Origin of the sequence: Citricoccus muralis (assembly GCF_029637705.1) — a bacterium.
Classification (GTDB): Bacteria; Actinomycetota; Actinomycetes; order Actinomycetales; family Micrococcaceae; genus CmP2.
On record NZ_CP121252.1, the window covers coordinates 967,854 to 992,625 of the forward strand.

General features: G+C 63.9%; 28 protein-coding genes and 1 tRNA gene. 12 read left to right on the plus strand and 17 right to left on the minus strand.

The features are described from left to right. The first annotated feature begins 38 nt into the window (after positions 1–38). A tRNA-Leu gene (locus tag P8192_RS04430) sits at positions 39–112 on the plus strand. A 76-nt stretch (positions 113–188) separates the two neighbouring features. Continuing rightward, positions 189–581 carry a DUF488 domain-containing protein gene (locus P8192_RS04435; protein ID WP_278158791.1) on the plus strand — a complete coding sequence of 131 codons (393 nt, stop codon included), beginning with the start codon at positions 189–191 and terminating at the stop codon, positions 579–581. Here P8192_RS04435 and P8192_RS04440 read toward each other — a convergent pair. From P8192_RS04440 to P8192_RS04455, 4 genes are all read right to left on the minus strand, one after another. Further along, positions 486–779 carry an ABC transporter permease gene (locus tag P8192_RS04440; protein WP_278158793.1) on the minus strand — a complete coding sequence of 98 codons (294 nt, stop codon included), beginning with the start codon at positions 777–779 and terminating at the stop codon, positions 486–488. The two genes, P8192_RS04435 and P8192_RS04440, sit on opposite strands and share 96 nt — an antisense overlap. Then, a complete protein-coding gene (locus P8192_RS04445; protein WP_278158795.1) occupies positions 763–909 on the minus strand; it encodes a hypothetical protein in 147 nt (48 codons plus the stop codon). The genes P8192_RS04440 and P8192_RS04445 overlap by 17 nt, the downstream gene beginning before the upstream one ends. Before the next feature lie 96 nt (positions 910–1,005). After that, positions 1,006–1,647, minus strand: a complete 642-nt coding sequence (locus P8192_RS04450) for a YczE/YyaS/YitT family protein (RefSeq protein ID WP_278158797.1) — start codon at positions 1,645–1,647, stop codon at positions 1,006–1,008. Positions 1,648–1,879: 232 nt separating this feature from the next. Then, positions 1,880–2,176 carry a GroES family chaperonin gene (locus tag P8192_RS04455; protein ID WP_278159732.1) on the minus strand — a complete coding sequence of 99 codons (297 nt, stop codon included), beginning with the start codon at positions 2,174–2,176 and terminating at the stop codon, positions 1,880–1,882. A gap of 233 nt (positions 2,177–2,409) precedes the next feature. Here P8192_RS04455 and P8192_RS04460 point away from each other — a divergent pair, with 233 nt between their 5' ends. The 3 genes from P8192_RS04460 (at position 2,410) to ilvA (ending at position 5,955) form a co-directional block, all read left to right on the plus strand. Further along, entirely contained in the window at positions 2,410–3,213 is an 804-nt protein-coding gene (locus tag P8192_RS04460; RefSeq protein WP_270105942.1) for a Bax inhibitor-1/YccA family protein, read from the plus strand. A gap of 148 nt (positions 3,214–3,361) precedes the next feature. Then, positions 3,362–4,699, plus strand: coding sequence for an AI-2E family transporter (locus P8192_RS04465; RefSeq protein WP_278158799.1), 1,338 nt, complete (start codon positions 3,362–3,364; stop codon positions 4,697–4,699). After that, the gene (gene ilvA, locus P8192_RS04470; RefSeq protein WP_278158802.1) at positions 4,696–5,955 is read left to right on the plus strand and encodes a threonine ammonia-lyase; all 1,260 of its coding nucleotides are present in this window, start codon (positions 4,696–4,698) and stop codon (positions 5,953–5,955) included. Before P8192_RS04465 ends, ilvA begins: the two co-directional genes overlap by 4 nt. Positions 5,956–6,237: 282 nt before the next feature. Here the strand turns inward: ilvA and P8192_RS04475 are convergent, their stop codons facing one another. The 3 genes from P8192_RS04475 to P8192_RS04485 all read right to left on the minus strand — a co-directional run bounded on the left by P8192_RS04475 (position 6,238) and on the right by P8192_RS04485 (position 8,216). Further along, on the minus strand, positions 6,238–6,897 hold the full coding sequence (locus P8192_RS04475) for a GPP34 family phosphoprotein (RefSeq protein WP_278158803.1): 660 nt from the start codon (positions 6,895–6,897) through the stop codon (positions 6,238–6,240). A gap of 115 nt (positions 6,898–7,012) precedes the next feature. Then, complete coding sequence (gene greA, locus P8192_RS04480) at positions 7,013–7,504, minus strand: transcription elongation factor GreA (protein ID WP_431521144.1); 492 nt, start codon at positions 7,502–7,504, stop codon at positions 7,013–7,015. 214 nt (positions 7,505–7,718) lie between these two features. Beyond that, positions 7,719–8,216, minus strand: coding sequence for a DUF4307 domain-containing protein (locus P8192_RS04485; RefSeq protein ID WP_278158806.1), 498 nt, complete (start codon positions 8,214–8,216; stop codon positions 7,719–7,721). A 158-nt stretch (positions 8,217–8,374) separates the two neighbouring features. On the opposite strand from P8192_RS04485, the gene mca reads away from it, so the two are divergent. Then, positions 8,375–9,343 (plus strand): mycothiol conjugate amidase Mca, encoded by a 969-nt coding sequence (mca, locus tag P8192_RS04490; RefSeq protein ID WP_278159734.1) that lies wholly within the window; start codon positions 8,375–8,377, stop codon positions 9,341–9,343. 22 nt (positions 9,344–9,365) lie between these two features. Then, positions 9,366–9,740, plus strand: a complete 375-nt coding sequence (locus tag P8192_RS04495) for a hypothetical protein (protein ID WP_278158808.1) — start codon at positions 9,366–9,368, stop codon at positions 9,738–9,740. Between the two features lie 24 nt (positions 9,741–9,764). Here P8192_RS04495 and trhA read toward each other — a convergent pair whose 3' ends face one another. Next, complete coding sequence (gene trhA, locus P8192_RS04500; protein WP_278158810.1) at positions 9,765–10,475, minus strand: PAQR family membrane homeostasis protein TrhA; 711 nt, start codon at positions 10,473–10,475, stop codon at positions 9,765–9,767. Between the two features lie 112 nt (positions 10,476–10,587). On the opposite strand from trhA, the gene P8192_RS04505 reads away from it, so the two are divergent. Together P8192_RS04505 and P8192_RS04510 are read left to right on the plus strand one after the other, a co-directional pair. Then, positions 10,588–11,361: an isoprenyl transferase gene (locus P8192_RS04505; RefSeq protein WP_270107608.1), complete on the plus strand. Its 774-nt coding sequence runs from the start codon at positions 10,588–10,590 to the stop codon at positions 11,359–11,361. 209 nt (positions 11,362–11,570) lie between these two features. Further along, positions 11,571–12,851, plus strand: coding sequence for a PhoH family protein (locus P8192_RS04510; protein WP_270107607.1), 1,281 nt, complete (start codon positions 11,571–11,573; stop codon positions 12,849–12,851). Positions 12,852–13,022: 171 nt separating this feature from the next. Here P8192_RS04510 and P8192_RS04515 read toward each other — a convergent pair whose 3' ends face one another. Further along, entirely contained in the window at positions 13,023–13,685 is a 663-nt protein-coding gene (locus tag P8192_RS04515; protein WP_278158814.1) for a rhomboid family intramembrane serine protease, read from the minus strand. Between the two features lie 90 nt (positions 13,686–13,775). Here P8192_RS04515 and P8192_RS04520 point away from each other — a divergent pair, with 90 nt between their 5' ends. Then, the gene (locus P8192_RS04520; RefSeq protein WP_278158816.1) at positions 13,776–14,324 is read left to right on the plus strand and encodes a prepilin peptidase; all 549 of its coding nucleotides are present in this window, start codon (positions 13,776–13,778) and stop codon (positions 14,322–14,324) included. Positions 14,325–14,421: 97 nt separating this feature from the next. Here the strand turns inward: P8192_RS04520 and P8192_RS04525 are convergent, their stop codons facing one another. Genes P8192_RS04525 through P8192_RS04535 form a run of 3 tightly spaced genes read right to left on the minus strand, consistent with a single transcriptional unit; the run spans position 14,422 to position 17,118 of the window. Beyond that, on the minus strand, positions 14,422–15,840 hold the full coding sequence (locus P8192_RS04525) for a class II fumarate hydratase (RefSeq protein ID WP_270105932.1): 1,419 nt from the start codon (positions 15,838–15,840) through the stop codon (positions 14,422–14,424). 34 nt (positions 15,841–15,874) lie between these two features. Beyond that, on the minus strand, positions 15,875–16,495 hold the full coding sequence (locus tag P8192_RS04530) for a carbonic anhydrase (protein WP_278158819.1): 621 nt from the start codon (positions 16,493–16,495) through the stop codon (positions 15,875–15,877). Further along, positions 16,495–17,118, minus strand: coding sequence for a DUF4245 domain-containing protein (locus P8192_RS04535; protein WP_278158821.1), 624 nt, complete (start codon positions 17,116–17,118; stop codon positions 16,495–16,497). Before P8192_RS04535 ends, P8192_RS04530 begins: the two co-directional genes overlap by 1 nt. A gap of 94 nt (positions 17,119–17,212) precedes the next feature. Here P8192_RS04535 and glpX point away from each other — a divergent pair, with 94 nt between their 5' ends. Beyond that, a complete protein-coding gene (gene glpX / locus P8192_RS04540) occupies positions 17,213–18,232 on the plus strand; it encodes a class II fructose-bisphosphatase (RefSeq protein WP_278158823.1) in 1,020 nt (339 codons plus the stop codon). 23 nt (positions 18,233–18,255) lie between these two features. Here glpX and manA read toward each other — a convergent pair whose 3' ends face one another. The 4 genes from manA to P8192_RS04560 form a co-directional block, all read right to left on the minus strand. Continuing rightward, positions 18,256–19,629 carry a mannose-6-phosphate isomerase, class I gene (manA, locus tag P8192_RS04545; RefSeq protein WP_278158825.1) on the minus strand — a complete coding sequence of 458 codons (1,374 nt, stop codon included), beginning with the start codon at positions 19,627–19,629 and terminating at the stop codon, positions 18,256–18,258. 14 nt (positions 19,630–19,643) lie between these two features. Continuing rightward, positions 19,644–21,320 (minus strand): LCP family protein, encoded by a 1,677-nt coding sequence (locus P8192_RS04550; RefSeq protein WP_278158827.1) that lies wholly within the window; start codon positions 21,318–21,320, stop codon positions 19,644–19,646. Positions 21,321–21,334: 14 nt separating this feature from the next. Then, positions 21,335–21,919 carry a 5-(carboxyamino)imidazole ribonucleotide mutase gene (purE, locus tag P8192_RS04555; protein ID WP_278158829.1) on the minus strand — a complete coding sequence of 195 codons (585 nt, stop codon included), beginning with the start codon at positions 21,917–21,919 and terminating at the stop codon, positions 21,335–21,337. Between the two features lie 78 nt (positions 21,920–21,997). Then, positions 21,998–23,173 carry a 5-(carboxyamino)imidazole ribonucleotide synthase gene (locus tag P8192_RS04560; RefSeq protein WP_278158831.1) on the minus strand — a complete coding sequence of 392 codons (1,176 nt, stop codon included), beginning with the start codon at positions 23,171–23,173 and terminating at the stop codon, positions 21,998–22,000. 168 nt (positions 23,174–23,341) lie between these two features. On the opposite strand from P8192_RS04560, the gene P8192_RS04565 reads away from it, so the two are divergent. Then, positions 23,342–23,923 (plus strand): GtrA family protein, encoded by a 582-nt coding sequence (locus P8192_RS04565; protein WP_278158833.1) that lies wholly within the window; start codon positions 23,342–23,344, stop codon positions 23,921–23,923. On the opposite strand, the gene P8192_RS04570 is transcribed toward P8192_RS04565, so the two are convergent. Beyond that, positions 23,912–24,688 carry a TIGR03089 family protein gene (locus tag P8192_RS04570; RefSeq protein ID WP_278158835.1) on the minus strand — a complete coding sequence of 259 codons (777 nt, stop codon included), beginning with the start codon at positions 24,686–24,688 and terminating at the stop codon, positions 23,912–23,914. The genes P8192_RS04565 and P8192_RS04570 overlap by 12 nt on opposite strands. Positions 24,689–24,772 lie beyond the last annotated feature (84 nt).

The following is a 24,772-nucleotide window of genomic DNA, read 5'->3' on the forward strand; positions in this document are numbered from 1 at the left end:
CCGGCACCCGTTGCGGGTGCCGGACCGGAGGCATTCCCGCCCCCGTAGCCCAATTGGCAGAGGCAGGCGACTTAAAATCGCCGTGTTGTGGGTTCGAGTCCCACCGGGGGCACTCAACAATGTCGGTGCGGGCTTGGTGCCCAGCCGATTAATTGCCAGTGATGGTGCTTCAGACGTAGCCTGCCAGCATGAGCGCTCCGAAAATCGTGGTCAAGCGGATCTACGACGACGCTGATCCCACCGACGGAATCCGCGTCTTGGTGGATCGGCTCTGGCCGCGAGGTGTGAGCAAAGAGCGCGCAGAACTAGATTCGTGGATGAAGCAGGTCGCGCCCAGCCCGGAGCTACGTGCCTGGTGGAATCACGACCCCGAGCGTTTTGACGAATTTTCGCAGAAGTACGAGCACGAGCTCAGCGACGATGTACATCAAGAAGAGCTGCAACGGCTGATCGAACTGGTCCACACCCATGATCGGGTGACCCTGTTATTTGGGGCGAAAGACGAACAAGTCAACCACGCGGTGGTGCTTCAGGAATTTCTCCGCCGCCATAATGCCAGCGAGCTCGACGATCTGAAATAGTCCGACCTCAACGGGGAGGCACCGCCGAAAATCGCACCAACGAACGCCCCCCGGCAACGTCACCAAGCCCGTGGTCTTGGTTTGATCCGTGGACGGAATCAGCCCCTCACGGATGGCACCTTGAGCGATATCGAGCGTGGCTTGTCGGGGCGTGGCGCCCAGGGACAGCCACCCCTCAACTTCATCCCAGTGATCCAAGACTTCGTGTGCTCGTGATGACCGCGACCAAGAACATCACTGTCAAAGCGACCACCACCCAGCCAGCATGGCTGATCACACCGGACAACACCACGCTGATCGCGGCCAGTTGCAAAGTACCCCGCAGCACGGCAGCAACGGTGTGCGACGTCGACGACGTGGAGCACCAGCACCGTGACGGCGAGCAGAACGACGACGCCGGTCAAGGCGCGCGTCATCTCAGGCGTCATCGCGCCCGACCACGCACATTCACAGCGGAGGCTTCCGCGGGTTCGGGATCGGGCCGGTGACGTGGTTCGACATCGAAGAGTGGGATGAAAAACTGGCAGAGCGGGCCGATGGCCAATGCGAAGACGACGGTTCCGATCCCGAAGACGCCGCCGAGCAGCCAGCCCAAGGTGACCACGATGATTTCTAATCCCGTGCGGACCACCCAGATGGGCTTTCCGGTGACGCGGTGCAGGCCGGTCATGAGCCCGTCCCGAGGACCTGGACCAAACCGCGCGCCGATGTAGAGTCCGGTGGCCAATCCGACCATCGTCACCCCGGCGATCATCAACAGCACTCGCACCCAGAGTGCGGACACCTCTGGAATCATCAGCAGTGCGAAATCCGCAGCCGGTCCCACGAGCAGCGCGTTGAGTACCGTGCCCAGGCCGGGCCGCTCCCGCAACGGAATCCAGCACAGCAACACCACCACGCTGACGAGGATGATGACCATCCCAAAACTTAGTGGAACATGGTTGCTCACCCCGAGAGTGAGGACATCCCACGGCGCGGCGCCCAGCATGCTGCGAACCAGCATGGCCAGACCGACCCCATAGAAAAACAAGCCGACCAGCAGCTGGACGACACGACGCAGAACCATGGCGTCATCTTATCCAGCCGATTGATCCGCTCCGCGCGATAGGTGATGATCGTCATCAATGAAAGTCGGCAGGGGAGGAGGATACATGGGAGACCCGGTCTGCTGGCTCTCGCACGTTTGCCCAGAATGCGGGGCTTTCAACGAGGAGAATTCGGCTCAACCTAGCGCTCATCGGGCGTGCTGGCGCTGCGGTTTCGACCTCGATGACGAAGGGGATACTACAACCGAATAGCTAGAGATACATGCCTGAGGCGTCGGAACTGTCTTCCGGCTCGGCGACCGCATGCAGGTCGCGTTCGCGGAGCAAGACGTAGGCGCGAGCGTTAAGTTCCACCTCATGCCGCTCTTCTGGGTCGAAGAGCACGCGATCACCCAGCTCGACGTGACGCACTGCCGGACCCACAGCAACAACCGTGGCCCAACTCAGGCGGTGTCCCATCTGGGCCGTGGCAGGAATCAGGATTCCGGCGGAGGAGCGGCGTTCGGCCGATTCCTTGTCTTGGTGCACCAAGATCCTGTCGTGCAACATCCGGAGTGGGAGCGCGGTGGCCTGCTGCTCTGTCTCATCAGTGGTCGGCTTCTCTGAAGTCACCGCCCCAGTTTACAAACCGTGGATACAGTTTGAGCGACACGACTCCGTCAGGCTCAGAGTGATGGTGGTTAAGCTCTGAACGAGGCAGATGTGATCTCGCGCGCCCCAGGCCGACAAGCCGGTATACTCATGATCAGTACGATCGTGCACCGACCTAGAGGAGATGGCGCATGGCCAACCCCGTGTTCAATTCGAACAACTTCCAGTCTCAGATGCGCGGCGGTCATGCCGTGGACACCTCGCGTGGCGGACCTACCCTGACCGCAGATCAGCTGCAGCAGATGTACAACGAACCTGCTGCCACCGCCGCCGACACCGGCCGGATGACCTACAATGACGTCATCCTCCGCACCACCGGCACCCTGCTGCTGGTCATCGCCGGCGCTGCTGTTGGTTGGATCACCGCCAACCCGATCCTCATGTTCGGCGGCGCCATCGTCGGACTCATCCTCGGTTTGGTCAACGCCTTCAAGCGCGAACCTTCGCCCGCTCTGATCTTGGCTTACGCCGTCGCGCAGGGTCTGTTCCTGGGAGGACTGTCCCGGGTCTTCGAGATGCAGTGGCCGGGTGTGGCCACGCAGGCGCTGCTGGGCACCCTGTGCGTGTTCGCCGTGACCCTGGCACTGTTCATGTCCGGCAAGGTGCGCGCCACCCCGAAGGGCATGAAGATCTTCATGGTCCTGATCATCGGTTACGGTCTGTTCTCGCTGGTAAACCTGGGCCTGAGCATGTTCGGTGTGCTGGATGAGCCCTTCGGTCTGCGCTCCGGCTTCCTGGGCGTTGCCATCGGCCTGCTGGCCATCGGACTGGCTGCTTACTCGCTGGTGATCGACTTCACCGCCGTGGACGAGGGCGTCAAGAACGGTGCACCGCGCAAGTACTCTTGGTCGGCAGCATTCGGTCTGACAGTCACCCTGATCTGGCTTTACATTGAGATCCTGCGTCTGATCGCGATTCTGCGCGGAAACGACTGACCTTTGCAGAAGCCCTTCGGGGCATCTCCACCGGGCGGCACTGTATGACGGTGCCGCCCGGTGGTGTTTCGTTCTCTTCCCGTAAGGGAATAACCTTAGTGAGGATCCACGGACGCCGTGACGATACGGCACGAGAGAAGAGTCTGAGATGAACACTGCGGGAGAGCCAGCCGCCGATGGCGGTCGTGTCTACGTTGATGACGAGGCGCCTCTCACCGACGACGAGGTGAAATCAAGGGTCGCCGCTGATGTGCCCTACGGGCTCACCGTAGCGGCCGCCTGGTCGTGGCGGGTGTTGCTCGTGCTGATCATGGCGGGAGCCGCGGTCTGGCTGTTCTCCCACGTGTCGATCCTGGTGATCCCGCTGCTCATTGCCGCTCTCTTGGCCACTCTGTTGCACCCCATCCACATGTTCTTGATCCGATGCAAGATCCCTGCGGTGGTGTCCGCGCTGCTGTGCATCCTGATGCTGATCGGCATCGTGGTCGGACTGATCACCCTGGCCGGCCAGCAACTGGTCGTCGTTTTCTCCGACATGAGCGGACGTGTGGTGGAAGGCGTCAACGGGCTGATCGCCTGGGTGCAGACCCTCGGAATCACCACCGACCAGTGGACCTCGGTCCTCGACGACCTCTTCAACGCGGCACGGAACAACTCCCAGGCGATCCTCTCAGGGGCCCTCGGTTTTGGTACGACGGCGGGCAACATCGCCGCCGGAATGGTGATGGCCCTGTTCGCCCTCGTGTTCTTCCTGCTCGACGGCAACCGGATCTGGCTGTTCCTCCTGAATTTCGTCCCACGCCGGCACCGCCGGGCCATCGACGGTGCCGGTCGCGCCGGTTGGACCTCGCTCGGCTCGTACGTGCGCATCCAAATTTTCGTCGCCTTCGTCGATGCGGTCGGTATCGGTTTCGGTGCATACCTCCTCGGGGTGCCGCTGGCGATGCCGCTGGGTGTGTTGGTCTTCCTGGGTTCCTTCATCCCGATCGTCGGTGCCGTGCTCACCGGTGCGGTCGCCGTCCTGCTCGCTCTGGTGGCCAATGGGCTCGTCAACGCGCTGCTGATGCTGTTGGTCGTGCTGGCCGTGCAACAGCTGGAATCCAACGTGCTGCAGCCGCTGGTGATGGGCAAAGCCGTCAGCCTGCACCCGCTCGCCGTCTTCCTCGCCGTGGCCGCCGGTACCTCCGTGCTGGGCCTCGTCGGAGCCGTCTTCGCGGTACCCGTGTTGGCTTTCGCCAACTCCGCGGTCCGTTACGTGTCGTCTCGTCCCTGGGAAAGAAACGACACGGGTGAGAACAGCACAGAGACCACGTTCAAAGAACGAGCCGCGGCCCTGGAAGACCGGCTGTTGCCGCAACTACGCCAAGTCCGTAAGCGCGGTCAGCGCTCGGACTCAACCACAGACGCTGAGACGAACACCGACGACGCCGGTACCGACGTCACCGGCGACACGTCATCCCATCCATCCTCCAAGGAGCGCTCGTGACCGAAGATTCCGTGATCAGCCATCTGCCCGTGCAGTTCGAGCAGATTGAAGCCGCTCGAGCGGCGCTGGAGGGTGTGGTGTTATCCACGCCCATGGATCACTCACGAGCCCTCGGTCGCTCTGTCGGCGCCACCGTGCACCTGAAATGCGAGAACCTGCAGCGTGCCGGTTCCTTCAAGGTCCGTGGCGCCTACGTGCATATGGCCTCGCTCACGGAAGAAGAGCGGGCACGCGGCGTGGTGGCTGCCTCCGCTGGTAACCACGCTCAGGGTGTGGCCCTGGCCGCCAAACGCCTCGGCATCAAGGCCACCATCTTCATGCCCCAGGGCGTAGCCCTGCCCAAACTGCAGGCTACCCAGGACCACGGGGCCGTCGTGAGGCTCCACGGCAACAACGTCGATGAGGCGCTGGCTGAGGCCCAGCGCTATGCCGAGGACTCGGGGGCGGTGTTCATCCACCCTTTCGACAACCCGCACGTGGTGGCCGGTCAGGGCACCATCGGCTTGGAGATCCTCGAGCAGCAGCCCGACGTCGACACCATCGTGATGGGCATTGGCGGCGGTGGTCTCCTGGCCGGTGTGGCTGTGGCCGTGAAGGAAATGGCGCGCCGACAGGGCCGCACCATCAACATCATCGGCGTTCAGGCGGCTAACGCGGCAGCGTACCCGCCCTCCCTAGCCGCCGATGCCGTCGTTCCATTATCCAATGTCTCCACGATTGCCGACGGCATCGCCGTGGGTCGGCCGGGGCAGATCCCCTTCCAGATCATCAAGGAACTTGTCGACGGCGTGGTGACGGTCACCGAAGAGGAGATCGCCAACGCTCTGGTGTTCCTGCTGGAGCGCTCCAAGATGGTGGTGGAACCCGCAGGAGCTGTTGGCGTGGCCGCGTTGTTGGCCGGCAAGCTGGACGAACTGGGTATCTCCTCGACTTCCACCGTGGCCGTGCTCTCGGGCGGCAATATCGACCCGATGCTGATGCTCAAAGTCATCCAGTCCGGTCTGGCGGCTGCAGGGCGTTTCCTGACCGTACGAATCGCACTGCGTGACCGTCCCGGAGAGCTGATGACGATTTCGCGCATCATCGCGGAGACCGAAGCCAACGTCACTCGTGTGGATCACTCCCGTATCGGCGACACCCTGGGCCTGGGGGACGTGCACATCACGATCGACATGGAGACCCGCGGTCGCGATCACTCCGAGGAAGTGCTCGGTCGGTTGCGTGCGGCCGGATACCAACCGATCAAACAGAACTAGTCTGACCGGACCGTACCTGCGCGCGCCAGGTACTCCAGCTCAGCTAGACGCGTTTAGCGTTGCGGATCGGTCGTCACCGTGCCCGCGGAGAGGTCAACATAGGCCGTGACGATGTCGGCGCCGTCGCCCAACCAGCTGTCAGCGCTATGCTCGATCAGGAGCTGACGGGAGCCGACGGCAAGACTGAGGCGAGCGAACTGCCCATCTCTCGTGGCACGGAGGGTGCACTCGATCGGCTCGGTGAGGCTGACTCAGCGCGTCGTGATCTTGCGATCTTCTCGTTCAGGCGAGACGAGACTTGCTGAACAGGTTCGGAATCGAATCGGCCTTCTTACGAATCACGTAGACACCGGGCAGATGTCCCACCGTGTCGTTGATTCGGGACGAGAATTCGGCGGTGGTCCAGGCTTCCAGGCCGGGCTCGTTGCCGAGCACGACGGCGGCGGCGTTGAGCGCTTCCAAGACGCCGAGCACGAAACGGTCCGAGGCCTCGGCTGAACCCCCGCCCGACAGAATGGTGGCGAGACGCGAGCGGACCTCGTCGGCGGCATCTCCCTGCTCTTCGAACGTGGAGGCACCGATCTTCTTCGTGTGCTCCAGTACCGCGTCGCGGTCTGCCAGGTCCCTGCCGACGGCAGGCACCGGGTTGAGCTTGGAACGACCAACCAAGGACGACAACTGCTGGTCGGTGTAGGGATCCAGCGCATCCAGGGTGGGTTGGAGCGGGCCGAGATCCGAATGGTCGGCCAGAACGACGGATACCTTCGGGTCATCCTGCTGTCCGGGCTCAGCGCGGTCCCATGGGCCGAACTTCACCGCACCAGTCTCATGTAGATCGGTGATCGCGGCGGCGACGAGTGCCTGATCGAGCAGTCCGGACACCGGGCTGAGGGCGTCGCGATGCTTCAGGGTGGCCAGGAAGAGCTTTTCTACAGTCAACACATCGTTCAGCCTAGCAAGCGCGAGGCGCTAGTGAGCAGTGCTGAGCACCCCCAATGCAAAACGGCGGGGACCTCACCTTGTGGTGAGGTCCCCGCCGTGACGGATCGGACGAAAATCAGGCCTTGTACGGCGTGACGTTCTTCAGCTCGACCTTGATTTCCTTGCCGTTCGGCGCGGTGTAGGAGACGGTGTCGCCAGCCTTGGAACCGTGGATTGCCTCGCCCAGCGGTGAGCGCTCCGAGTAGACCTCGAGCTTTTCGCCATCGGCGGCGATCTCGCGATTGCCGAACAGGAACGTCATTTCGTTGCCAGCCACTACGGCGGTGACCACCATGCCGGGCTCAACGATGCCGTCGTCTGCCGGGGCGTCGCCGACGCGGGCATGCTCGAGAAGGTGCTTGAGCTCGAGGATGCGGCCCTCGTTCTTGGACTGCTCCTCGCGTGCAGCGTGGTAGCCGCCGTTCTCCTTCAGATCGCCTTCATCGCGAGCCTGTTCTATACGATCGATGATTTCCTGGCGTCCGGGACCGGAGGCGTACTCCAGCTCCTTGCTCAGTCGGTCATAGGCTTCTTGGGTCAACCAGGGGGTCGAATCGTTGTTGCTCATGGCCATGCGGCCTCCTTCGTAACGGTCATCTTTCACGTCATAGAACGAGCCCCGCCGTCGGGCGAGCGCAGGGTGAGAATGATGATCACCGGCGCGAAACCCATGGCGGGGCAGGGAACTGTTGACCCACAGTCTAACAGTCGAGCCCCGTGAGGGCCGAGGAGTCGGGGTAGGCGAGGACCTGCGCTGTCAGCGAAATCGCCCAGGTGGGGGCTCAGTCCCCGGTGTTGATGTACTGGATATTGCTGGGGCCCTCGCCGGCGTACCAGCAGGTGTCCACGACGCCGCTGACGCCGAGCCCGTCGGTGCGCAGCGGTGCCTCGTAGTAGCGGGTCATATCGGATGGCAGTCGCGACTCGTCCTCGGGCTCAGGTCCGATGGTGACGGTGTCGAAGCCCACCACTGCGTAGTTTTCGGCCAGAATCTGCACCGAACAGGTGACGGTGGCTTCGGGCTCCTTGGTCAACTGGAAGGTCACGGAAGCCTCTTGATCGGAGGCGATGCTGTAGCCGACGTCTTTCCAGGAGAGCCGATCCGCGGTGGCCGAATAGGCGATCCACACGGTGACGAGTACGGCCGCGATCAGCGCCACGACAGCAATAATGATGCCCCGGCGGCGGGCGCGGGGGTTGGAGGTGCTTTGGGCACGACCATATCGATTCGCTAAGCTGTCTTCGGTGACATGACCTGCGGGCTGAGGCTGCTGATCCATAGGCCTCCATACTAGCCCGAGTGCGGCGCCGCTTATTCGTCCATGACAGGAGTACGGACACAGCTGTGGAGAATCAGAACCCTGATCAGCCGGGCCTCAACGACGCCTCGGACCACCAGGAATTCGGCGTTCCTGTGGGGCAGCGGAACTACGGCACCCTGCCGCCGGCGCAGTCCCATGCCGTGGACGAGGCCTCCAAAGTTCCGGAATCGTCCGGGTTGCGCCTGCTCGCCGTGCACGCCCACCCCGATGACGAATCGTCCAAGGGGGCGGCGATGATGGCGGCTTATTCGGCCGCCGGGGCCGAGGTCATGGTGGCGACCTGCACCGGTGGTGAAGCCGGAAGCCTGCTGAACCCGCACTACGGCGACGACATCCGCCTGCACCGTGACTTGACCTCCGTGCGCCGCGCAGAGATGGAGGAGGCCGGAGCTGCCCTGGGCATCGAGCACCGGTGGCTGGGCTTCGTGGATTCCGGGCTACCTGAAGGCGACCCGTTGCCCGAGCTGCCGTTCGGAACCTTCGCCACCCTGCCCCTGGAGCAGACGGCGGCACCTCTGGTTCGGTTGATTCGCTCTTTCCGGCCGCATGTGATCATCTCGTACGACGAGATCGGCGGTTACCCGCACCCCGACCACATCCGCTCTCACGAGATCACGGTGGCGGCCTACCAAGATGCTGGAGACCCGGAAAAGTACCCAGGCATTGGTGAGCCCTGGGAGATTTCGAAGCTCTACTACGATCGGGCTTTCAACCCCGACAAGTACCGGGCACTGCACCAGGCGTTTATCGAGAGCGGCGAAGATTCTCCCTACGCCGACCGTATTGCCTGGTACCAGCGCATGCTCGAGAACGATGACGATTCCTCCGGTGGTTTCCGGTTGACCAAGCATGAGGTGACCACCCAGATTCATGTTGCAGATTTCTTGGAAAACCGCGACGCCGCGTTGCGTGCTCACCGCACCCAGATTGATCCCGAAGGGCACTTCTTCATGGCGCCCAATGACCTAATCCGCACCACCTGGCCGTGGGAGGATTACGTGCTGATCGACTCCCGGGTGGAGACGAAGTTGCCCGAAACGGACTTGTTCGCCGGACTTCGGTCAGACGAGCGTCACGGTAGCTAGCGTCGGCGTAGACTGGAGCATCATGTTCTTTTTCGAAGCAGCCGTTGAGCCGAGCCCCGGCGTTGAAGAGCCGACCCTGCGTCCCGGACTCGACGAAAGCGAGATTTCCCCGGGCATTGAAGGGTTCCTGCTGACCGCACTGATGGTCACGTTTGCGATTCTGGTACTGAATCTGATGATCCGCTCGATCCGCAAGGTGAAGTTGCGTTCGGAAACGGCCGAAGACATGCTCGTCGAGCGCTACCAGGGCTACCTCAGCGAGGAAAAGCGCCAGCGCCCCGAGGACGACGGCGAGCTCTCTCCCGACAAAACCGAGCTGTACCGGAAGAAGTACCCGGGCTACCTGGACAGCCCTACCCCTGAACCGAAGTCACCGGATTCCGGACGCGACTTCTAAAAGGAGTATCTAGCGCCGTACGGGCTAGGACAGCACCGCGAACATGATCGCGATGTAGTGACAGACGAACCCGCCCACCGTAAAGGCATGGAAGAGTTCGTGAAAGCCGAACCATTCGAGGCTGATGTTCGGCCGTTTCAACGCGTAAAACACCGCGCCGACGATGTAGCAGGCGCCGCCCGCGCAGGTCATGATCGCGGCCACCAGATTCGCCTGGAAGAACTCGCCCAGATACAGCACTGCCGCCAGGCCGAGTGCCACGTAAATCGGCGTGTACAGCCAGCGAGGGGCATCGGTCCAGACCAGCCGGAAGATCACCCCGGCTACCGCGCCGATCCACACCAAGGTGAGCAGGATCGTCGCCTCGCGGGTTTCCAGTAGCGCTAGCGACAACGGGGTGTAGGTGCCGGCGATCACGAGCATGATGTTGGTGTGGTCCAGCCGCTTCAGCGTGCGTGCCACCTTCGGCGTCCACTGCACCAGGTGATAGGTCGCAGAGACGGAGAAGAGCAGCAGCCCGGTCACCGCATACACCGCCGATGCCCAGGACAGCGTTGCCGTCGGGGCTAAGGCAACGAGGACGATCCCCGCAGCCAAAGCCAGGGGGGCGGTCGCGAGATGGATGAAGCCACGCATCTTAGGCTTGAACTCGGGATGCGTGACGTCGGTAATCCGATCGATGCGCCAGCGTCGCGGACGAGGGACGCGTGGAGGACGGGGCTGAGTCATCGTCATGTGCCCATTCTACGTGGCGTTGCTTTCGGGCCACTGTGTATCCGCTACCGTAGTCCTGGAAGGCCACACGACCACATCGTCGGCGGTCGCACCGGAGCAGAAGGAGACCTGGATCGTGCTCACCCAGTTGCTGTATCGGTTCTACGAGCGACGGCTCCAGGCAGAGCTGGACGGCGCGGATCTGCCACAGCACATCGGGGTCGTGTTGGACGGCAACCGGCGTTGGGCCAAAGCTGCCGGCGAGACGACGGCGCGCGGCCACCAGGCCGGGGCCGACAAGATCCTGGAGTTCCTGGGCTGGTGCGACGAGATGGGGATCCGCATGGTCACCCTCTACCTGCTCTCCACCGAGAACCTGAACCGGCCCGCCGCGGAATTGACCCAGCTGATTGGGATCATCTCCGACACCCTCGATCGTCTCGAGCGCGGCCTGGATAACGGTCACCGGCTCCGGATCCACCCGGTCGGTTCACCGTCGCTGCTACCCTCCGAACTGGCCGAACAGGTCAGTCGACTGGGGGAGGAGACCGCGCAAGTCGAAGGGCTCCACGTCAATGTGGCTGTCGGCTACGGGGGCCGTCAGGAAATCGTGGACGCCGTCGGTGAGCTCCTCGACGACGCCGAGCAAGCGGGAAAGAGCCTGTCCGAGGTGGCCGCAATGTTGTCGGTGGAGGCGATCTCCGACAAGCTGTATACCCGCGGACAGCCCGACCCAGACCTGGTGATTCGTACATCCGGTGAACAGCGACTCTCCGGATTCCTGATGTGGCAGTCCGCCTATTCAGAGTTCTACTTCTGCGAGGCCCTCTGGCCCGATTTCCGGCGCGTGGACTTCATGCGGGCGCTACGAGATTTCGCCTCCCGGCACCGGCGCTTCGGCTCGTAACCAAGCGTTCATCGAAGTTCACCTCATTTTTTACCCCGCTCCGCAGCTCTGGACGTCCACACCTTCTAGCGTGAGGATTGTCAGAAGGACACAGCCGCAGCGTCCACCCTGGCCGTCAGGGCTGGTCCTCTTCCGATTCCTGTCGAAGGAGACGATGAGTGCGAACCTACGTGCTGGATACTTCGGTCCTGCTGTCCGATCCCCGAGCCATGACCCGGTTCGCGGAGCACCGTGTGGTGCTGCCCCTGGTGGTGATCATGGAGCTGGAACACAAACGGCACGACCCGGAGCTGGGATTCTTCGCACGCACCGCGCTGCGCCTGCTCGATGATCTGCGCATCACCCACGGATCATTGTCCGAACCGGTGCCGATCGGTGATGAGGGCGGGGCGCTGCGCGTGGAACTGAACCACATTTCGGTGGAGGTGCTGCCGCACGGGTTCCGCAATGCGGACAACGACACTCGCATCCTCGCGGTCGCGAAGTCTCTCTCCGATGAAGGCGAAGACGTCACCGTGGTCTCCAAGGACCTGCCCATGCGGGTGAAAGCCTCTGCCCTGGGCTTAGCCGCGGATGAATACCGCAATGAATTCGTCAAAGACACCGGCTGGACCGGCATCCGGCGCATCGACGTCGCCGATGAAGCGATCGACCAGCTCTACCAAGGCCAGGAGTTGCCCTGGAACGAACTCGTTCCCAACACGGGCGCGGGCACGGACGCCGATGCCGACCCGAACGAGCCGGCCCCGGTGAACACCGGACTGGTGCTGTCCAGCGCTGGCTCCTCCGCTCTGGGCCGCGTGGTGGGCGAGGACAAAGTGCAGCTGGTGCGCGGCGACCAGGACGCTTTCGGTGTGCACGGCCGCTCGGCCGAACAGCGCCTGGCCATGGAACTGCTGCTGGACCCCACCGTGGGGATTGTTTCCCTGGGCGGTCGTGCTGGCACCGGTAAATCGGCACTCGCGCTGGCCGCCGGCCTGGAGGCCGTCCTGGAGCGCCAGGAACATCGGAAGATCATCGTGTTCCGTCCGCTCTACGCCGTCGGTGGGCAGGATCTGGGCTATCTGCCGGGCACCGAGTCGGAGAAGATGGGCCCCTGGGGGCAGGCGGTGTATGACACGCTCACTGCTCTGGTCTCCACCGCCGTGATGGAGGAGATCGTTGATCGAGACCTGCTTGAGGTGCTGCCGCTGACCCATATTCGGGGTCGCTCCCTCCACGACGCCTGGGTCGTGGTGGATGAGGCTCAGTCACTGGAAAAGAACGTGCTGCTCACGGTGCTCTCCCGCATCGGCCAGAACTCCAAGGTGGTGCTCACCCACGACGTCGCTCAGCGAGACAACCTGCGGGTGGGACGTCATGATGGTGTGGCCGCGGTGGTGGAGAAGCTGAAGGGGCATCCGCTGTTCGGGCACATCACCCTGACCCGTTCGGAGCGCTCGCCGATCGCCGCGCTGGTGACGGACCTGCTCGAGGACCGCACCCACTGACCACCGGGGGAGGGAAAGAGTGGGGACCGTCACGGCGTGGTGGCGGCCCCCACTGAGTGATATCCGCTCGCACTGGAGGGGGATGAGCACGAGCCACGATCACTCCGGCCACAGTTCCGCTATTGGGGGAGGGAACCATGGAGTCTCAACCTCCGCGATTCAGTCTACTGATCATCGGAATGGTGTTCCAGGGTCATCTGACGGCGGTGGATAACTCAGTTCGCGGCGTGCCCGTCGATCACGGCGTGCCCGGTTAGTCCAGATCAAAGCCATGATCACTCCGGCGGTGGCTCCGGCAAGGTGCCCATCCCACGACAGTCCGGGCTGGGGCAGGAACCCGGTGAGCATCGAGACGTAATTGGCGACGACGACGAACGCCACGACGATGGCCCAGAACCGGCGTGCTTGCAGCCCGTAGACCACCAGAAACGCGGCATAACCGTACGTCACGCCCGAGGCACCGATGTGTACCGCATCGCGGGCCAGCAACCAGGTCAGGGTGCCCGAGAGCAGCCAGATACCCGCGGTGATGATTGCGTAACGGCGGGTGAGCCAGGCGATGGCGGTGCCCAGGACCAGCCAGGTTCCCGAGTTGCTGATCAGGTGAGCGAAATCCAGGTGCAGCAGCGGCATGGTGAGAATGCCGATCAGACCTTCCGTGCTGCGCGGGCGCAGTCCGACATCGTACACAGTGGCGCCGAGCAGGGCGCTGACCAGGTGAATCAGCCACATCAGCGCCACGGGCAACGCTACCGGGATGACGCTGCGCAGTAGTCGTTCCGGCCAGGGACGCGGCGCCACGGTTCCGGCGTCGGCATCGGTGCGAGCGTTCATCGGGGATCCTCCGTCAAGGGTGTCACGTCGTCATCCACAGCCTAGCGACGGCACGGCCCACCGTGGTGCGGTACCGCCTAGCATGGGAGCATGCTTCTGCTTGTTTGGCGTGCGTTCGGCGACGCCATCGACTCCGGGCACCCCGCTGACGTGATCGCGAGCCTGTGCGCCGCCGTCGGTCTGGTGTGGTTTGCTGTGTGCGCGGTGCCGCTGTGGGTCAGTGATGTTCGCGAGCACCGGCTGCCCAACCGGTGGACCCTGCTGCTGGTGGTCGGCGGTGTGGTGACCCTCGGTACGGCCACGTTGCTGGCCACCGATGGCTCAGAGCTGGCGGGGCGAGCGCTGCGAATGGTGCTGGCCGGACTGGTCTACGCCGCGGTGCTGTTCGTGTTGCATCTGGCCACCCGCGGCGGGATGGGCATGGGGGATGTGAAGCTTGCCGCCGGGCTGGGCGTGTACACGGGCTGGCTGAGTTGGGATGGCCTGCTGGCTGCGGTCGTCTTTGGTTTCCTGATCGGGGGACTGGTGGCCCTGATGTTGGTGGCGGTGCGCCGGGCGACGCGATCCACGCAGATTGCCTTCGGGCCCTCGATGATGGTCGGGGCGTTGGTGCCGCTGATGCTCATGGATGCCGGCTAGAGAACTCGTCGTGCCCCCGGGGATGCGAACGGCCCGCCGCTGACTCCCCGGGAGGGGACCAGCGGCGGGCCGATACGCGTCGTCGTGTGGCGCGAGCTTACTCGGCTGGACGGGTCATGGACATGGTGTCCAGGGCGGCGTCAAGCTGAGCCTCGGTGACCTCACCGCGCTCCACGTAGCCGAGATCGATAACAGCTTCGCGCACGGTCATCTTGTTGTTGACCGAGTGCTTGGCGATCTTGGCGGCGGCCTCGTAGCCGATGACCTTGTTCAGCGGGGTCACGATCGAGGGCGATGCGCCAGCCAGGAAGGAGCAGCGCTCCTCATTGGCGGTGATGCCGTCGATCATCTTGTCGGCCATCACCCGGGAGGTGTTGGCGAGCAGGCGAATGGACTCGAGGAGGTTGGCGGCCATGACCGGGATGCCGACGTTGAGCTCGAAGGCGCCGTTGGTGGAGGACAAGGCCACGGTGGTGTCGTTGCCGATGACCTGGGCGCAGACCATGATTGCGGCTTCGCAGATCACCGGGTTCACCTTACCGGGCATGATGGAGGAGCCGGGCTGCAGGTCGGGGATCGCGATTTCGCCGAGGCCGGTATTCGGGCCGGAGCCCATCCAACGCAGGTCGTTATTGATCTTCATGATCGAGTAGGCGATGTTGCGCAGCTGGCCGGAGGCCTCGACGAGACCGTCGCGGTTGGCCTGGGCCTCGAAGTGGTCGCGGGCCTCGGTGATGGGTAGCCCGGTCTGCTCGGCGAGCAGCTCGATCACGCGGGCGGAGAAGCCCTTCGGGGTGTTGATGCCGGTGCCCACGGCGGTGCCGCCCAGCGGAACCTCGGCGACGCGCGGCAGTGACGAGTCAATGCGCTCGATGCCGTAGCGGACCTGCGCGGCGTAGCCGCCGAACTCCTGGCCCAGGGTGACCGGGGTGGCGTCCATCAGGTGGGTACGGCCGGACTTCACCACACCGGCGAATTCTTCGGCCTTCTTTTCGAGGGAGACGGCCAGGTAGTCCAGAGCGGGCTTCAGGTCGTTGATCAGTGCGCCGGTGACGGCCAGGTGCACGGAGGTGGGGAACACGTCGTTGGAAGACTGAGAGGCGTTGACGTGGTCGTTGGGGTGGACCTCGTTCTCGGAGCCGGCCTCCTTGAGTGCGCGGGTGGCCAGGGTGGCGAGCACCTCGTTGGTGTTCATGTTGGAGGAGGTGCCGGATCCGGTCTGGAACACGTCGATCGGGTAGTGGTCGTCGTGAGCGCCGGAGATGACCTCATCAGCGGCAGCGACGATGGCGTCGGCGCGCTCCTGGGTAATCACCTCGAGTTCGGCGTTGGCCCGAGCGGCGGCCTTCTTCACCTCGGCCAGGGCGTGGATGTGTGCCGGCTCCAGGGTCTTGCCGGAGATCGGGAAGTTCTCGACGGCGCGCTGGGTCTGGGCCCGGTACAGGGCGTCGATCGGGACCTGAACTTCGCCCATGGTGTCGTGCTCGATACGGTACTGCGGTTGCGATTCAGTCATAGTGCTCATCCTAATTGTCGGGGTCAGGGTGTATCTATCGTCGCGTGTCGATGTCGCCGACGGCCGCGCCCACTTCGACGGTGCCGTTGGCCAGGGAGTAGGTCAGTCCGAGAACAGCGGTGCGTCCGTCTTCGACGGCGTCGGCCAGGGAACGGGAGGTCTCCACGAGCCGGTGCACGGTTTGGTCGGTGTGTTCGGCCACGGTGCCGTCGACGTCGGTCACGCCTTGCTGGCGTGCCGCGAGCACCGAGGGGGTGATCCGCTCGACCAGGGAGCGGATGAAACCGGGCGGCATGGCACCGGAAGCATAGGAATCCACGGCGGCGGTGACCGCTCCGCAGGAGTCATGGCCGAGCACGATGATCAGCGGGATGTTGAGGATGTCGACCGAGTATTCCAGGGAACCGAGCACGGCGTCGTCGATGACCTGCCCGGCGGTGCGGACCACGAAGACATCACCCAAGCCGACGTCGAAAATGATCTCGGCGGCCAGCCGGGAGTCGGAACAACCGAAAATCACGGCCAACGGGTTCTGTTCACCGGTCAACGAGGCGCGGCGGGCGGCATTCTGGTTCGGGTGCAGCGTGGTGCCCGAGACGAAGCGCTCATTGCCTTGGGCCAGGATCTGCCAGGCACGGGTGGGGGTTGCGGGCATCAGGACCTGCTTTCGTTGTCGTTCTCCAACACCGCTTTGGTGAGGGTGGTGATCTGCTCATCGGAGCCGGATCCCGAGACCACCAGGGTCACGGAATCGATGTCGGATGCCTCGGAACCAGCAGCCTCCTCATGGGCCAGTTCGGTGACCAAATAGGTGTGTCCGTTGTCGGCCCGGTGCACGCTGAAGTCGTGTCCGCTCAGCTCGATGAGGCCGGATTCCGCGGCGCCGTGAACCTGCTGCCCCACCCAGGTGCTGTTGGCATCTGAGGACTGGACGAAGCCAACGAATTCTTCATCGGGGGTGACATAGCCGACCTGCCAGTTGGGTACGCCGTCGGAGGGCGACCCGTTCCAGCGGGCATAGCTGGCGTACCAATCTTCGGGAATCTCCGGGGCCAGAGCGGTGAAGTCGGCGACGCTGCTGGCTTCGGCGGCGATGGCCGGAACGTCGATGCCGGGGTCGGCGTCGCGATCGCGAAGCGGGTTGAGCATGACCACGAGGGCGACAATGGCGACCGTGGCGAGCACCGAGAACGCCATGGCCTTGACGTTCTGGTACATGCGCTCACCTTGTTTGCGCGTGTACTGAGGCTTCGGGGCGGCATCGACGGGTTGAGTCACGGACTCTATTCTGCCACTTCGTCGCGGCCGCTCTGGCTCCCAGTAGGATGTGAAGAGTAGCAGTGCCGCTCACCAACGATACGGAGTACAGATCATGGCGAAAGCCGATGGACAGCCGCAGAACGACCTCAACGACTCCTTGAAGCCCGACCGGAACCTGGCAATGGAGCTGGTGCGTGTGACAGAGGCGGCGGCCATCGCTGGAGGCCACTGGGTAGGTTACGGCGATAAGAACCGCGCCGATGGTGCCGCCGTGGATGCGATGCGTAAGTTCATGGACACCGTGCGGATGAACGGTGTGGTTGTGATCGGCGAGGGCGAGAAGGACGAAGCCCCCATGCTGTTCAACGGTGAGAACGTGGGCGACGGCACCGGAGCTGAGGTGGACGTCGCGGTGGATCCCATCGATGGAACCCGCCTGACTGCCCTGGGCTACAACAACGCGCTGTCCGTGTTCGCAGTGGCCGAGCGCGGCACCATGTTTGATGCCTCATCGGTGTTCTACATGGAAAAGATGGTCGTGGGCCCGGAGGCCGCCGAAATGGTGGACCTGCGCCTGCCGGTCAAACAGAACATTCATTTGCTGGGTAAGGCGCTGAACAAGCCGGTTTCCCAGCTGAACATCTGCGTGCTGGACCGCCCGCGTCACGAGGGCCTGGTGCGTGAGATCCGCGAGGCCGGCGCCCGCGTGAAGTTCATCATGGACGGCGACGTGGCTGGAGGCATCGCCGCAGCTCGCCACAACACCGACGTTGACATGCTGCTGGGCACCGGTGGCACTCCCGAGGGTGTCGTGACCGCCTGTGCACTGAAGGCCACCGGCGGCATGATCCAGGGTCGATTGGCGCCCACGGACGACGACGAGAAGCAGAAGGCTATTGACGCCGGGCTGGACCTGGACCAGGTACTGACGACGAATGACCTCGTGCGTTCCGACAACTGCTACTTTGCCGCCACCGGCATCACCGACGGCGACCTGTTGCGTGGTGTGCGCTACTACAACGACCGGATTGTCACCCAGTCGATCGTGATGCGCTCCAAGTCGGGCACCGTGCGCACGGTGGAAGCCGAGCACCGCACCGAGAAGTGGCCGGAGTGGCTGCCGGAGCGCTGATCCAGACTCAGGACTGAGTCGCGTCAGCGAGACGCGCTGGGACACCCGATGACGAACGCCGTCGTCGGGTGTTCTGCGTTGTGGGGCTTTTGAGTGCTGCCCGCGCTGCCGGCGCTGCGGTCTGCCAGGGCGAGCGCTCTGGTGCTCGCGGGCGCGAAGGCGGCCTGACCGGGGGTCAGATCGAGAGACTGCTCGCTGGCCTCCAGACGGACCTCACCGGCGGTGCACACCAGGATCCGCGGTCCGGCGTCGTGCAGGTGAAACGTGGACTGAGACGCAAGGTGGATACCGGTGACGATGAAGTCGTTCACCGGGACCGGGAATGTTTCGACGCGGGCACCGTCCTCGGATTCCCCGCGGGATGCTGGGTGCACGCGCGGATCCGTGGTCGGCGTGAAATCGACCACCCGCTGCAGCTCGGTGACGTTGATGTGCTTCGGGGTGAGCCCGCCGCGTAGCACGTTATCGGAGGAGGCCATGGTTTCCAGGCCGAGCCCGGAGAGATAAGCGTGGACCACTCCGGCACCGAGGAAGATGGCTTCGCCCGGGGACAGATTCACCCTGTTCATCAGCATGGACACCAACACGCCGGGGTCATCGGGATGATGTGCGGCGATCTCTACGGCGGTGCTCAGCGAGGCATCGGTGGCCACCAGGTCTGTATTGTCCGGGTGACACAGTGCGGTCAGCAGTCGGGTGGCAAAGGTGCGGTTGTCGGTGTCGTCGGCCCAGGGGCCCTCGGGGTCCAGTAGGGCGGTGAAGACCCCGGAGAGATCCCCAGCCTCCAGCCGTTGAGAAAATTCGGTGACCGCCGTCAGCACGTCCGCCGAGAGTTCCTGGAGCTTGCCCAGGCGGCGGAAGGTGCCCGCTGTATCGCGCGGGTCCCGGAACCCACACAGCGCAGAGAACTCGGTGATCGCGATCAGCATCTCGGGCTTATGGTTGCGGTCCTTGTAGCAGCGCTCGGGTGAATCCAGGGCGGTGCCACGAGCGTTCTCCGCGTCCCAGCCCTGTTGGGCCTGGGTAACGGTGGGGTGAGCCTGAATCGACAGGGGAGCGGCCGCAGCCAGCAGCTTCACCAGGAAGGGGAGCTGCGGGGAATGCGGGTCACCGGAGGCGTCGATTCCGGCGGCTAAGCAGCCGCCCAGGGCCTCCGCCGGTGCGGCGGCCAGCAGGGTATTCAACGGGACGGAGGCACCCAGGTGATGCACCACGGAGGGAGCACCGGGGTGGGAACCCAGCCAGAGTTCAGCCTCGGGCTCACCGGAAGCGTCACGGCCCTGCAATTCGGCCAGTAGCTCGGCGGAGCCCCAGGCGTAGTCACGCACTGGCCCGTCGAGCAGGTATAGCTCGGCGAGTGCCTCACCGTGAACGGACGGGGGAGTGAGAGAGGTCATCTGTGCTGCACGACCTATCCGGGGTGGCAATACTGGTTGGTCGAGGAAGCGTCCTCGAGCAGGGCTTCTTGATACGTGTCCTCGGCCCACATCAGGTATTCCTCGGTGATCTCGGTGCCGTCGGCCTGCGTTGGAGGCTCCGGCCAATCGGCGGGATCCTGCGAGGCGGCCGAGCCACGTTCGGAGCCGGTGGCCTCATCGCCCTCGACGTCCATGCGCACCTGAGCAAAATGGGTGAGCAACGGCGCGATGTTCACACCGGCGGGGGTGCTGCCACCCAACGGGGTGTCATCGGCAGCGAGCATGTCTGAGACGCGGGAGTGGATCTCATCGAAATCGGGGTAGGTGGAGAAGCGTTCGCCCTGGTCCCCGAAGTCCGGGGCGCCGATGGTCAATCGGTCCATGGGAACCTGCTGCGACTTGGCTCCCAGAGACAGGAAAGTGCCCAGCTGCTGCTGCGGCAGGTCGGTTTCCACAATCTGCTCACCGGCGTCGAGAATTCCTTCGAATCGGGTCAATAGGGTGGGCAGGTTGAACTGGGAGAGCATGGCCTGCTGGATGCACTGCTGTCGGCGGATGCGGGAGTAGTCGGACGACCAGTGTCGCGATCGGGCGAAGGCCAGGGCGTCTTTGCCGTCGAATTCGTAGGTGCCCGGTCCCCACCAGGCGTTGCCCCATTCGCCGTCGGGACGGTTGCCGCGGTGGGTAGTCCAACCGCCGGTGGTCACGGTGACGCCACCCATGGAGTCGATCAGCTGAGCGAAGCCCTCCATATCGAGCAACACGTACGCCTGCACGTCGATCCCGAGGATCCCGCTGGCGGCGTCCATCATCGCTTCCGCTCCGGGATCCTCAGCACCGGGATAGAGATCGCTGTGGTCATTGACGACGTCGACGTAGAGCGAGTTGATGATGCACTGATCCCCGCAGTCGTAACCGTTGGGGTAGACCGACCACAGAGGGGAGTCATCGGAGAACTGGGTGTTCTGGAAGTTGCGAGGAATCGAGAACAGGATGATCTTGCCGGTGTCGGCGTTCACCGAGGCCACGGAAATCGAGTCGGGCCGCAGGCCTTGGCGCCCCTCACCCGCATCGCCGCCCATCACCAAGAAGTTGTAACGGCCGTTGACCGGGTCAATGGGCGGGCTATCGGCGAAAATGGTGGACAGGGAGGTCCGCGAGGAATTCAGCATGACCGACCCGTAGGCCAGTGACCCGGAGGTCAGCACCATCAGGATGACCGTGGTGAAGGCGACGATCGGTTTCAGCCCGGGAGCCAGCAGTCGGAAGCGGATGAGCCGAAACGTGTCGATCCACAGGATGGCCCAGCCCACCGCGAGAACGGCCAGTAAGATCACGGCCAGGAACTGTGCGGTGGGGTAGCTAGCCAGGACCACCATCATGTCGCGGGCGAACAAGGCCCCGAGAATCACCAGGATGAGCAGCGTCCAGAGGGAGACGGTCACGCCCATGGCAAAGCGCCCCAGGGAACGGTCTCCGGCCAGGGCCTGCGCACTTCCTGGAATGAGCAGGGTCAGTGCCAGCAACAAGAAGGAGCGCTTGCTGCGCTCCGGTGCGGTGGCCCCCTGCGGATTTTTCAAAGGATCGACGGAGGCGCCGTCGGGGCGGAACCGGTCGAACCGGCGTTGACGGAAGGCGGCGAGGTCTCGGCGCGAAAGAGTTTTAGCCATGGAGTATTGGGAGATCAGGCCTCGGTGGGACGGTATCCAGGGTTACCCTGCAGTGTCTCACGCAGTCGGGTTCCTTTCGCGGAAGCCATGTCTTTGAGCTCGGCGGCGAAGCTGATCATGTGGGCGCGGATGCGCTCGGCTTCTGGGCCAGAACCCGAACCGAGGATGCGTGCTGCGAGCAGTCCGGCGTTGCGCGCCCCGCCGATGGAAACAGTGGCCACGGGAACCCCGGCGGGCATCTGGACGATGGAGAGCAGCGAGTCCATGCCGTCCAACGTTTTCAGCGGAACCGGGACGCCGATCACCGGCAACGGCGTGGTGGAGGCTAGCATGCCCGGAAGATGGGCTGCACCCCCGGCCCCGGCGATGATGACCTGCAGGCCGCGTTCATGGGCGCGGGTTCCGTAGGCGATCATCTCGTGGGGCATCCGGTGCGCGGAGACCACATCGGCTTCGTAGGTGATACCGAATTCCTCGAGCGCCTCGGCGGCAGCCTGCATGACGGGCCAATCAGAATCGGACCCCATCACAATCCCCACCTGCGGTGCGGTGGTGGATTCTGCTGCAGCGGAATCGAGGCTGGTGCTCTGTTGGGTCATCGTCTGGCAGTCTCCTGGCTAGCTGGTACCGGGTCGAAGGAAAGAGGGAAAGGAGGGAAGTCCGGAACGGGGAGGGGGTCAGCGGGCGCTGTCGGCGCTCGGGACTCCGTCACGAATCACCGAGGCTGCCCCCTCGGCGATTGCGCGAGCCTGGTTCAGATCCTGTTCCGTGGCGGCGATCACATTGATGTGACCTACCTTGCGTCCGGGTCGCACGGACTTTCCGTAGGCGTGGATCTTGGCGCTCGGATATTCGCTCATGGCCCGGTCGAATGCCGAATAGAGGTCTTGATTGGCCCCGCCCAGGTAGTTCTTCATGACCGTGTAGGCGCCCAGGGGCTGAGTGGAGCCCAGGGGGAGATCCAGTACGGCGCGCAAATGCTGCTCAAACTGTCCGGTCACTGCGCCATCCATGGACCAATGTCCGGAATTGTGCGGGCGCATCGCCAGCTCGTTGATCAGGAAGCCTGGGCCGGTTCCCGGGGTCTCGAAGAGTTCGACGGCGAGCATGCCCACCACGCCGAGACGCTCGGCCAGGGTGGAGGCTGCCTCCGCCGCTGCTGCGGCCACCTCGGGATCTAGGCCGGGGGCCGGGGCGGTGACGACATCACAGACGCTGTCGGTCTGCAGTGACTCCACGATCGGGTAGATCGCGACCTCACCCGAGGGGCGGCGAGCCACCTGGGCGGAGAGTTCGCGCGAGAACGGGACCAGCTGCTCCACGAGGAGGGCCGGGAAATCGAGCTCGAACCACTCGGTGGTTTCGGCTGCCTCCTCTGGGGTGCGCACCACGCGCACGCCCTTGCCGTCGTAGCCGCCGCGGGGAGTCTTGAGCACCACGGGCCAGCCGTGCTCCTCGCCGAAGCTCACCAGAGCTTCCACGGAATCCACTGCTGCCCAAACAGGGTTCGGCAATCCGAGCTCATCGGCAATGCTTCGCATTTTGAGCTTATCCTGGGCGTACTGTAGGGCCTCGGGTCCCGGGCGGACCGCGACACCAGAGTCCTCGAGGGTGCGCAGGTGCTCGGTGGGAACGTGCTCGTGATCGAATGTGAGGACATCCACAGTCGCGGCGAAGCGCATCAGCGTGTCCAGGTCGCGATAATCGCCCACCGTGTAGCGGGCGGCACTGGTCGCAGACACGTCCTCGGACTCTGCGAGGACGTGGAGATGGATACCGAGTTCAATGGCGGCGGGGGCCAGCATGCGGGCCAATTGGCCGCCGCCGACGACGCCTACGAGAGGAAAAGTCACCCTCTTAGGGTACATACTCAAGGAGAGGCTGACGTGTCTGTCCCTTCGAACGTGCTTCTTCCCAGGGGGCACCGACGCGGCGCCACGGGCAGGGGCTTTCAGGTTTTCAGCAGGAGTCCGCATTAGAGTGGCCGGGAACTTTGTCCAGACCAGGAGCTCACACCCCCTATGTTCAGTGACCTTTGGCAGCGCCTTCTCGGGCTGATTCGTATGCTGTGGCGAGAAGTCGCCAAATTCGGCACGGTCGGCGCGGTCGCGTTCGTGATCGATTCCGCGGTGTTCGTGTGGCTCATGCACGGGCCGATGGAAGGCTCCAACGTGAAGGCCAAGATTGTGGCCGGTGTGGTGGCGACGATCTTCTCGTGGATCGCCAACCGTTTCTGGACCTTCCGGCACCGTCGTCAGTCCAATGTCGGTCGCGAGCTGGTGCTGTTCTTGGTCATGAACGCCATTGGCCTGGGGATTCAGGCCGGCTGCGTGTTCATTGCTCAGTATCTGCTCGGGGTGACCTCCACCTCGGGGCTGTTCATTGCCGGCAACGTGGTGGGCCTGTTCTTCGGCACCGTGTTCCGCTTTTTCGCTTATCGGTTCTGGGTGTTCTCCGAGACCATGGAGTCCGACCCGGCATTCGCCCACGATCGCGGGTTCCTTACCGGCCAGTTTCCGGCCGTGCCCGCCGCCGATGAAAATTCTGAGCCAAACACCGACCAGCGTTCGGCGCCGTCGGAAGGGTTCGACTCAGCCCGCTGAGTCGCCGAGCCGCTCGACCTCGCGCAGATGCTCCACCCGTTCCGGGGCGAGCGTCTCACCCCCGGCGCCCCCGGTATCTTCTGCAGCGTCGGTCACCTCTACCATGATGACCGGGCACCGTCGCGACCACTGCTCATGCACCGCAGCGAGGAGATCCTCGGTGAGGTGGGTGCCGCGCTCCGCAAGAATCAGCCCACCCTCAAAAGCCCAGGCGCTCGCCGGCGAGGCTGCTGCTAGCCGGAGCGAGGCACCTTCGGTGCCGGTGATCAGATCCGGCGCTATTCCCACATGCTGGTCCGCCTGGGAGGCCACCTCGTCGTCGAAATCAATGGCATGGCTGGGCAACTGCGCCCCAGACGACCCGGACGCTCCGGTCAGTGAGGTCACCACGATCAGCTCACCGGAGTGCTCTGCCCACCGTTCGGGTGCGGTGGTGACGATCAACGCGGCGTCCTGAACAGCGTCGTCGCCGTCACCAAAACACCGAATCTCATCAAAATCCCAGGAGATTCCTAGGGAGGCGGCCAGGGTGAGCCAGTGCACGGGTAGATCGAGCACCGCCAGCCCGGCGGTATCGATGCCATGATGCTCTAACAGGTTCGCCGTTTTCGCTGCCCAATTCACTAACACTCGTCCCGAGAGTTCGGTGCGCGACCCGTCCTGGTGGTACTGAATCAGTGCGGGACGGGCCGAGCCCCCGACGTGGGCGATCAGGTCCGCGCCCGGGCGGGCGATCGACGGGCCGGACGACGAGAGGGAAACCATGGTGACCTCGGCTTGATAGCGGTGAGTTGGCGGGCAGATAGCACGTGGGCAGCTGAGGGTTCGACACGCCCGGCTGCGTGATGC

What these genes read in the sequence shown, in the direction of transcription:
- P8192_RS04550 (WP_278158827.1), bottom strand. Translation starts at nt 21,320, where the DNA reads ATGGCTAAAACTCTTTCGCGCCGAGACCTCGCCGCCTTCCGTCAACGC.
- P8192_RS04570 (WP_278158835.1), bottom strand. Translation starts at nt 24,688, where the DNA reads ATGGTTTCCCTCTCGTCGTCCGGCCCGTCGATCGCCCGCCCGGGCGCG.
- glpX (WP_278158823.1), top strand. Translation starts at nt 17,213, where the DNA reads ATGGCGAAAGCCGATGGACAGCCGCAGAACGACCTCAACGACTCCTTG.
- P8192_RS04495 (WP_278158808.1), top strand. Translation starts at nt 9,366, where the DNA reads ATGTTCTTTTTCGAAGCAGCCGTTGAGCCGAGCCCCGGCGTTGAAGAG.
- P8192_RS04520 (WP_278158816.1), top strand. Translation starts at nt 13,776, where the DNA reads ATGCTTCTGCTTGTTTGGCGTGCGTTCGGCGACGCCATCGACTCCGGG.
- P8192_RS04455 (WP_278159732.1), bottom strand. Translation starts at nt 2,176, where the DNA reads ATGTTGCACGACAGGATCTTGGTGCACCAAGACAAGGAATCGGCCGAA.
- P8192_RS04485 (WP_278158806.1), bottom strand. Translation starts at nt 8,216, where the DNA reads ATGGATCAGCAGCCTCAGCCCGCAGGTCATGTCACCGAAGACAGCTTA.
- P8192_RS04510 (WP_270107607.1), top strand. Translation starts at nt 11,571, where the DNA reads ATGACCCGGTTCGCGGAGCACCGTGTGGTGCTGCCCCTGGTGGTGATC.
- P8192_RS04515 (WP_278158814.1), bottom strand. Translation starts at nt 13,685, where the DNA reads ATGAACGCTCGCACCGATGCCGACGCCGGAACCGTGGCGCCGCGTCCC.
- P8192_RS04460 (WP_270105942.1), top strand. Translation starts at nt 2,410, where the DNA reads ATGGCCAACCCCGTGTTCAATTCGAACAACTTCCAGTCTCAGATGCGC.
- trhA (WP_278158810.1), bottom strand. Translation starts at nt 10,475, where the DNA reads ATGACGATGACTCAGCCCCGTCCTCCACGCGTCCCTCGTCCGCGACGC.
- manA (WP_278158825.1), bottom strand. Translation starts at nt 19,629, where the DNA reads ATGACCTCTCTCACTCCCCCGTCCGTTCACGGTGAGGCACTCGCCGAG.
- greA (WP_431521144.1), bottom strand. Translation starts at nt 7,504, where the DNA reads ATGAGCAACAACGATTCGACCCCCTGGTTGACCCAAGAAGCCTATGAC.
- P8192_RS04465 (WP_278158799.1), top strand. Translation starts at nt 3,362, where the DNA reads ATGAACACTGCGGGAGAGCCAGCCGCCGATGGCGGTCGTGTCTACGTT.
- purE (WP_278158829.1), bottom strand. Translation starts at nt 21,919, where the DNA reads ATGACCCAACAGAGCACCAGCCTCGATTCCGCTGCAGCAGAATCCACC.
- P8192_RS04525 (WP_270105932.1), bottom strand. Translation starts at nt 15,840, where the DNA reads ATGACTGAATCGCAACCGCAGTACCGTATCGAGCACGACACCATGGGC.
- P8192_RS04450 (WP_278158797.1), bottom strand. Translation starts at nt 1,647, where the DNA reads ATGGTTCTGCGTCGTGTCGTCCAGCTGCTGGTCGGCTTGTTTTTCTAT.
- P8192_RS04435 (WP_278158791.1), top strand. Translation starts at nt 189, where the DNA reads ATGAGCGCTCCGAAAATCGTGGTCAAGCGGATCTACGACGACGCTGAT.
- P8192_RS04565 (WP_278158833.1), top strand. Translation starts at nt 23,342, where the DNA reads ATGTTCAGTGACCTTTGGCAGCGCCTTCTCGGGCTGATTCGTATGCTG.
- P8192_RS04530 (WP_278158819.1), bottom strand. Translation starts at nt 16,495, where the DNA reads ATGCCCGCAACCCCCACCCGTGCCTGGCAGATCCTGGCCCAAGGCAAT.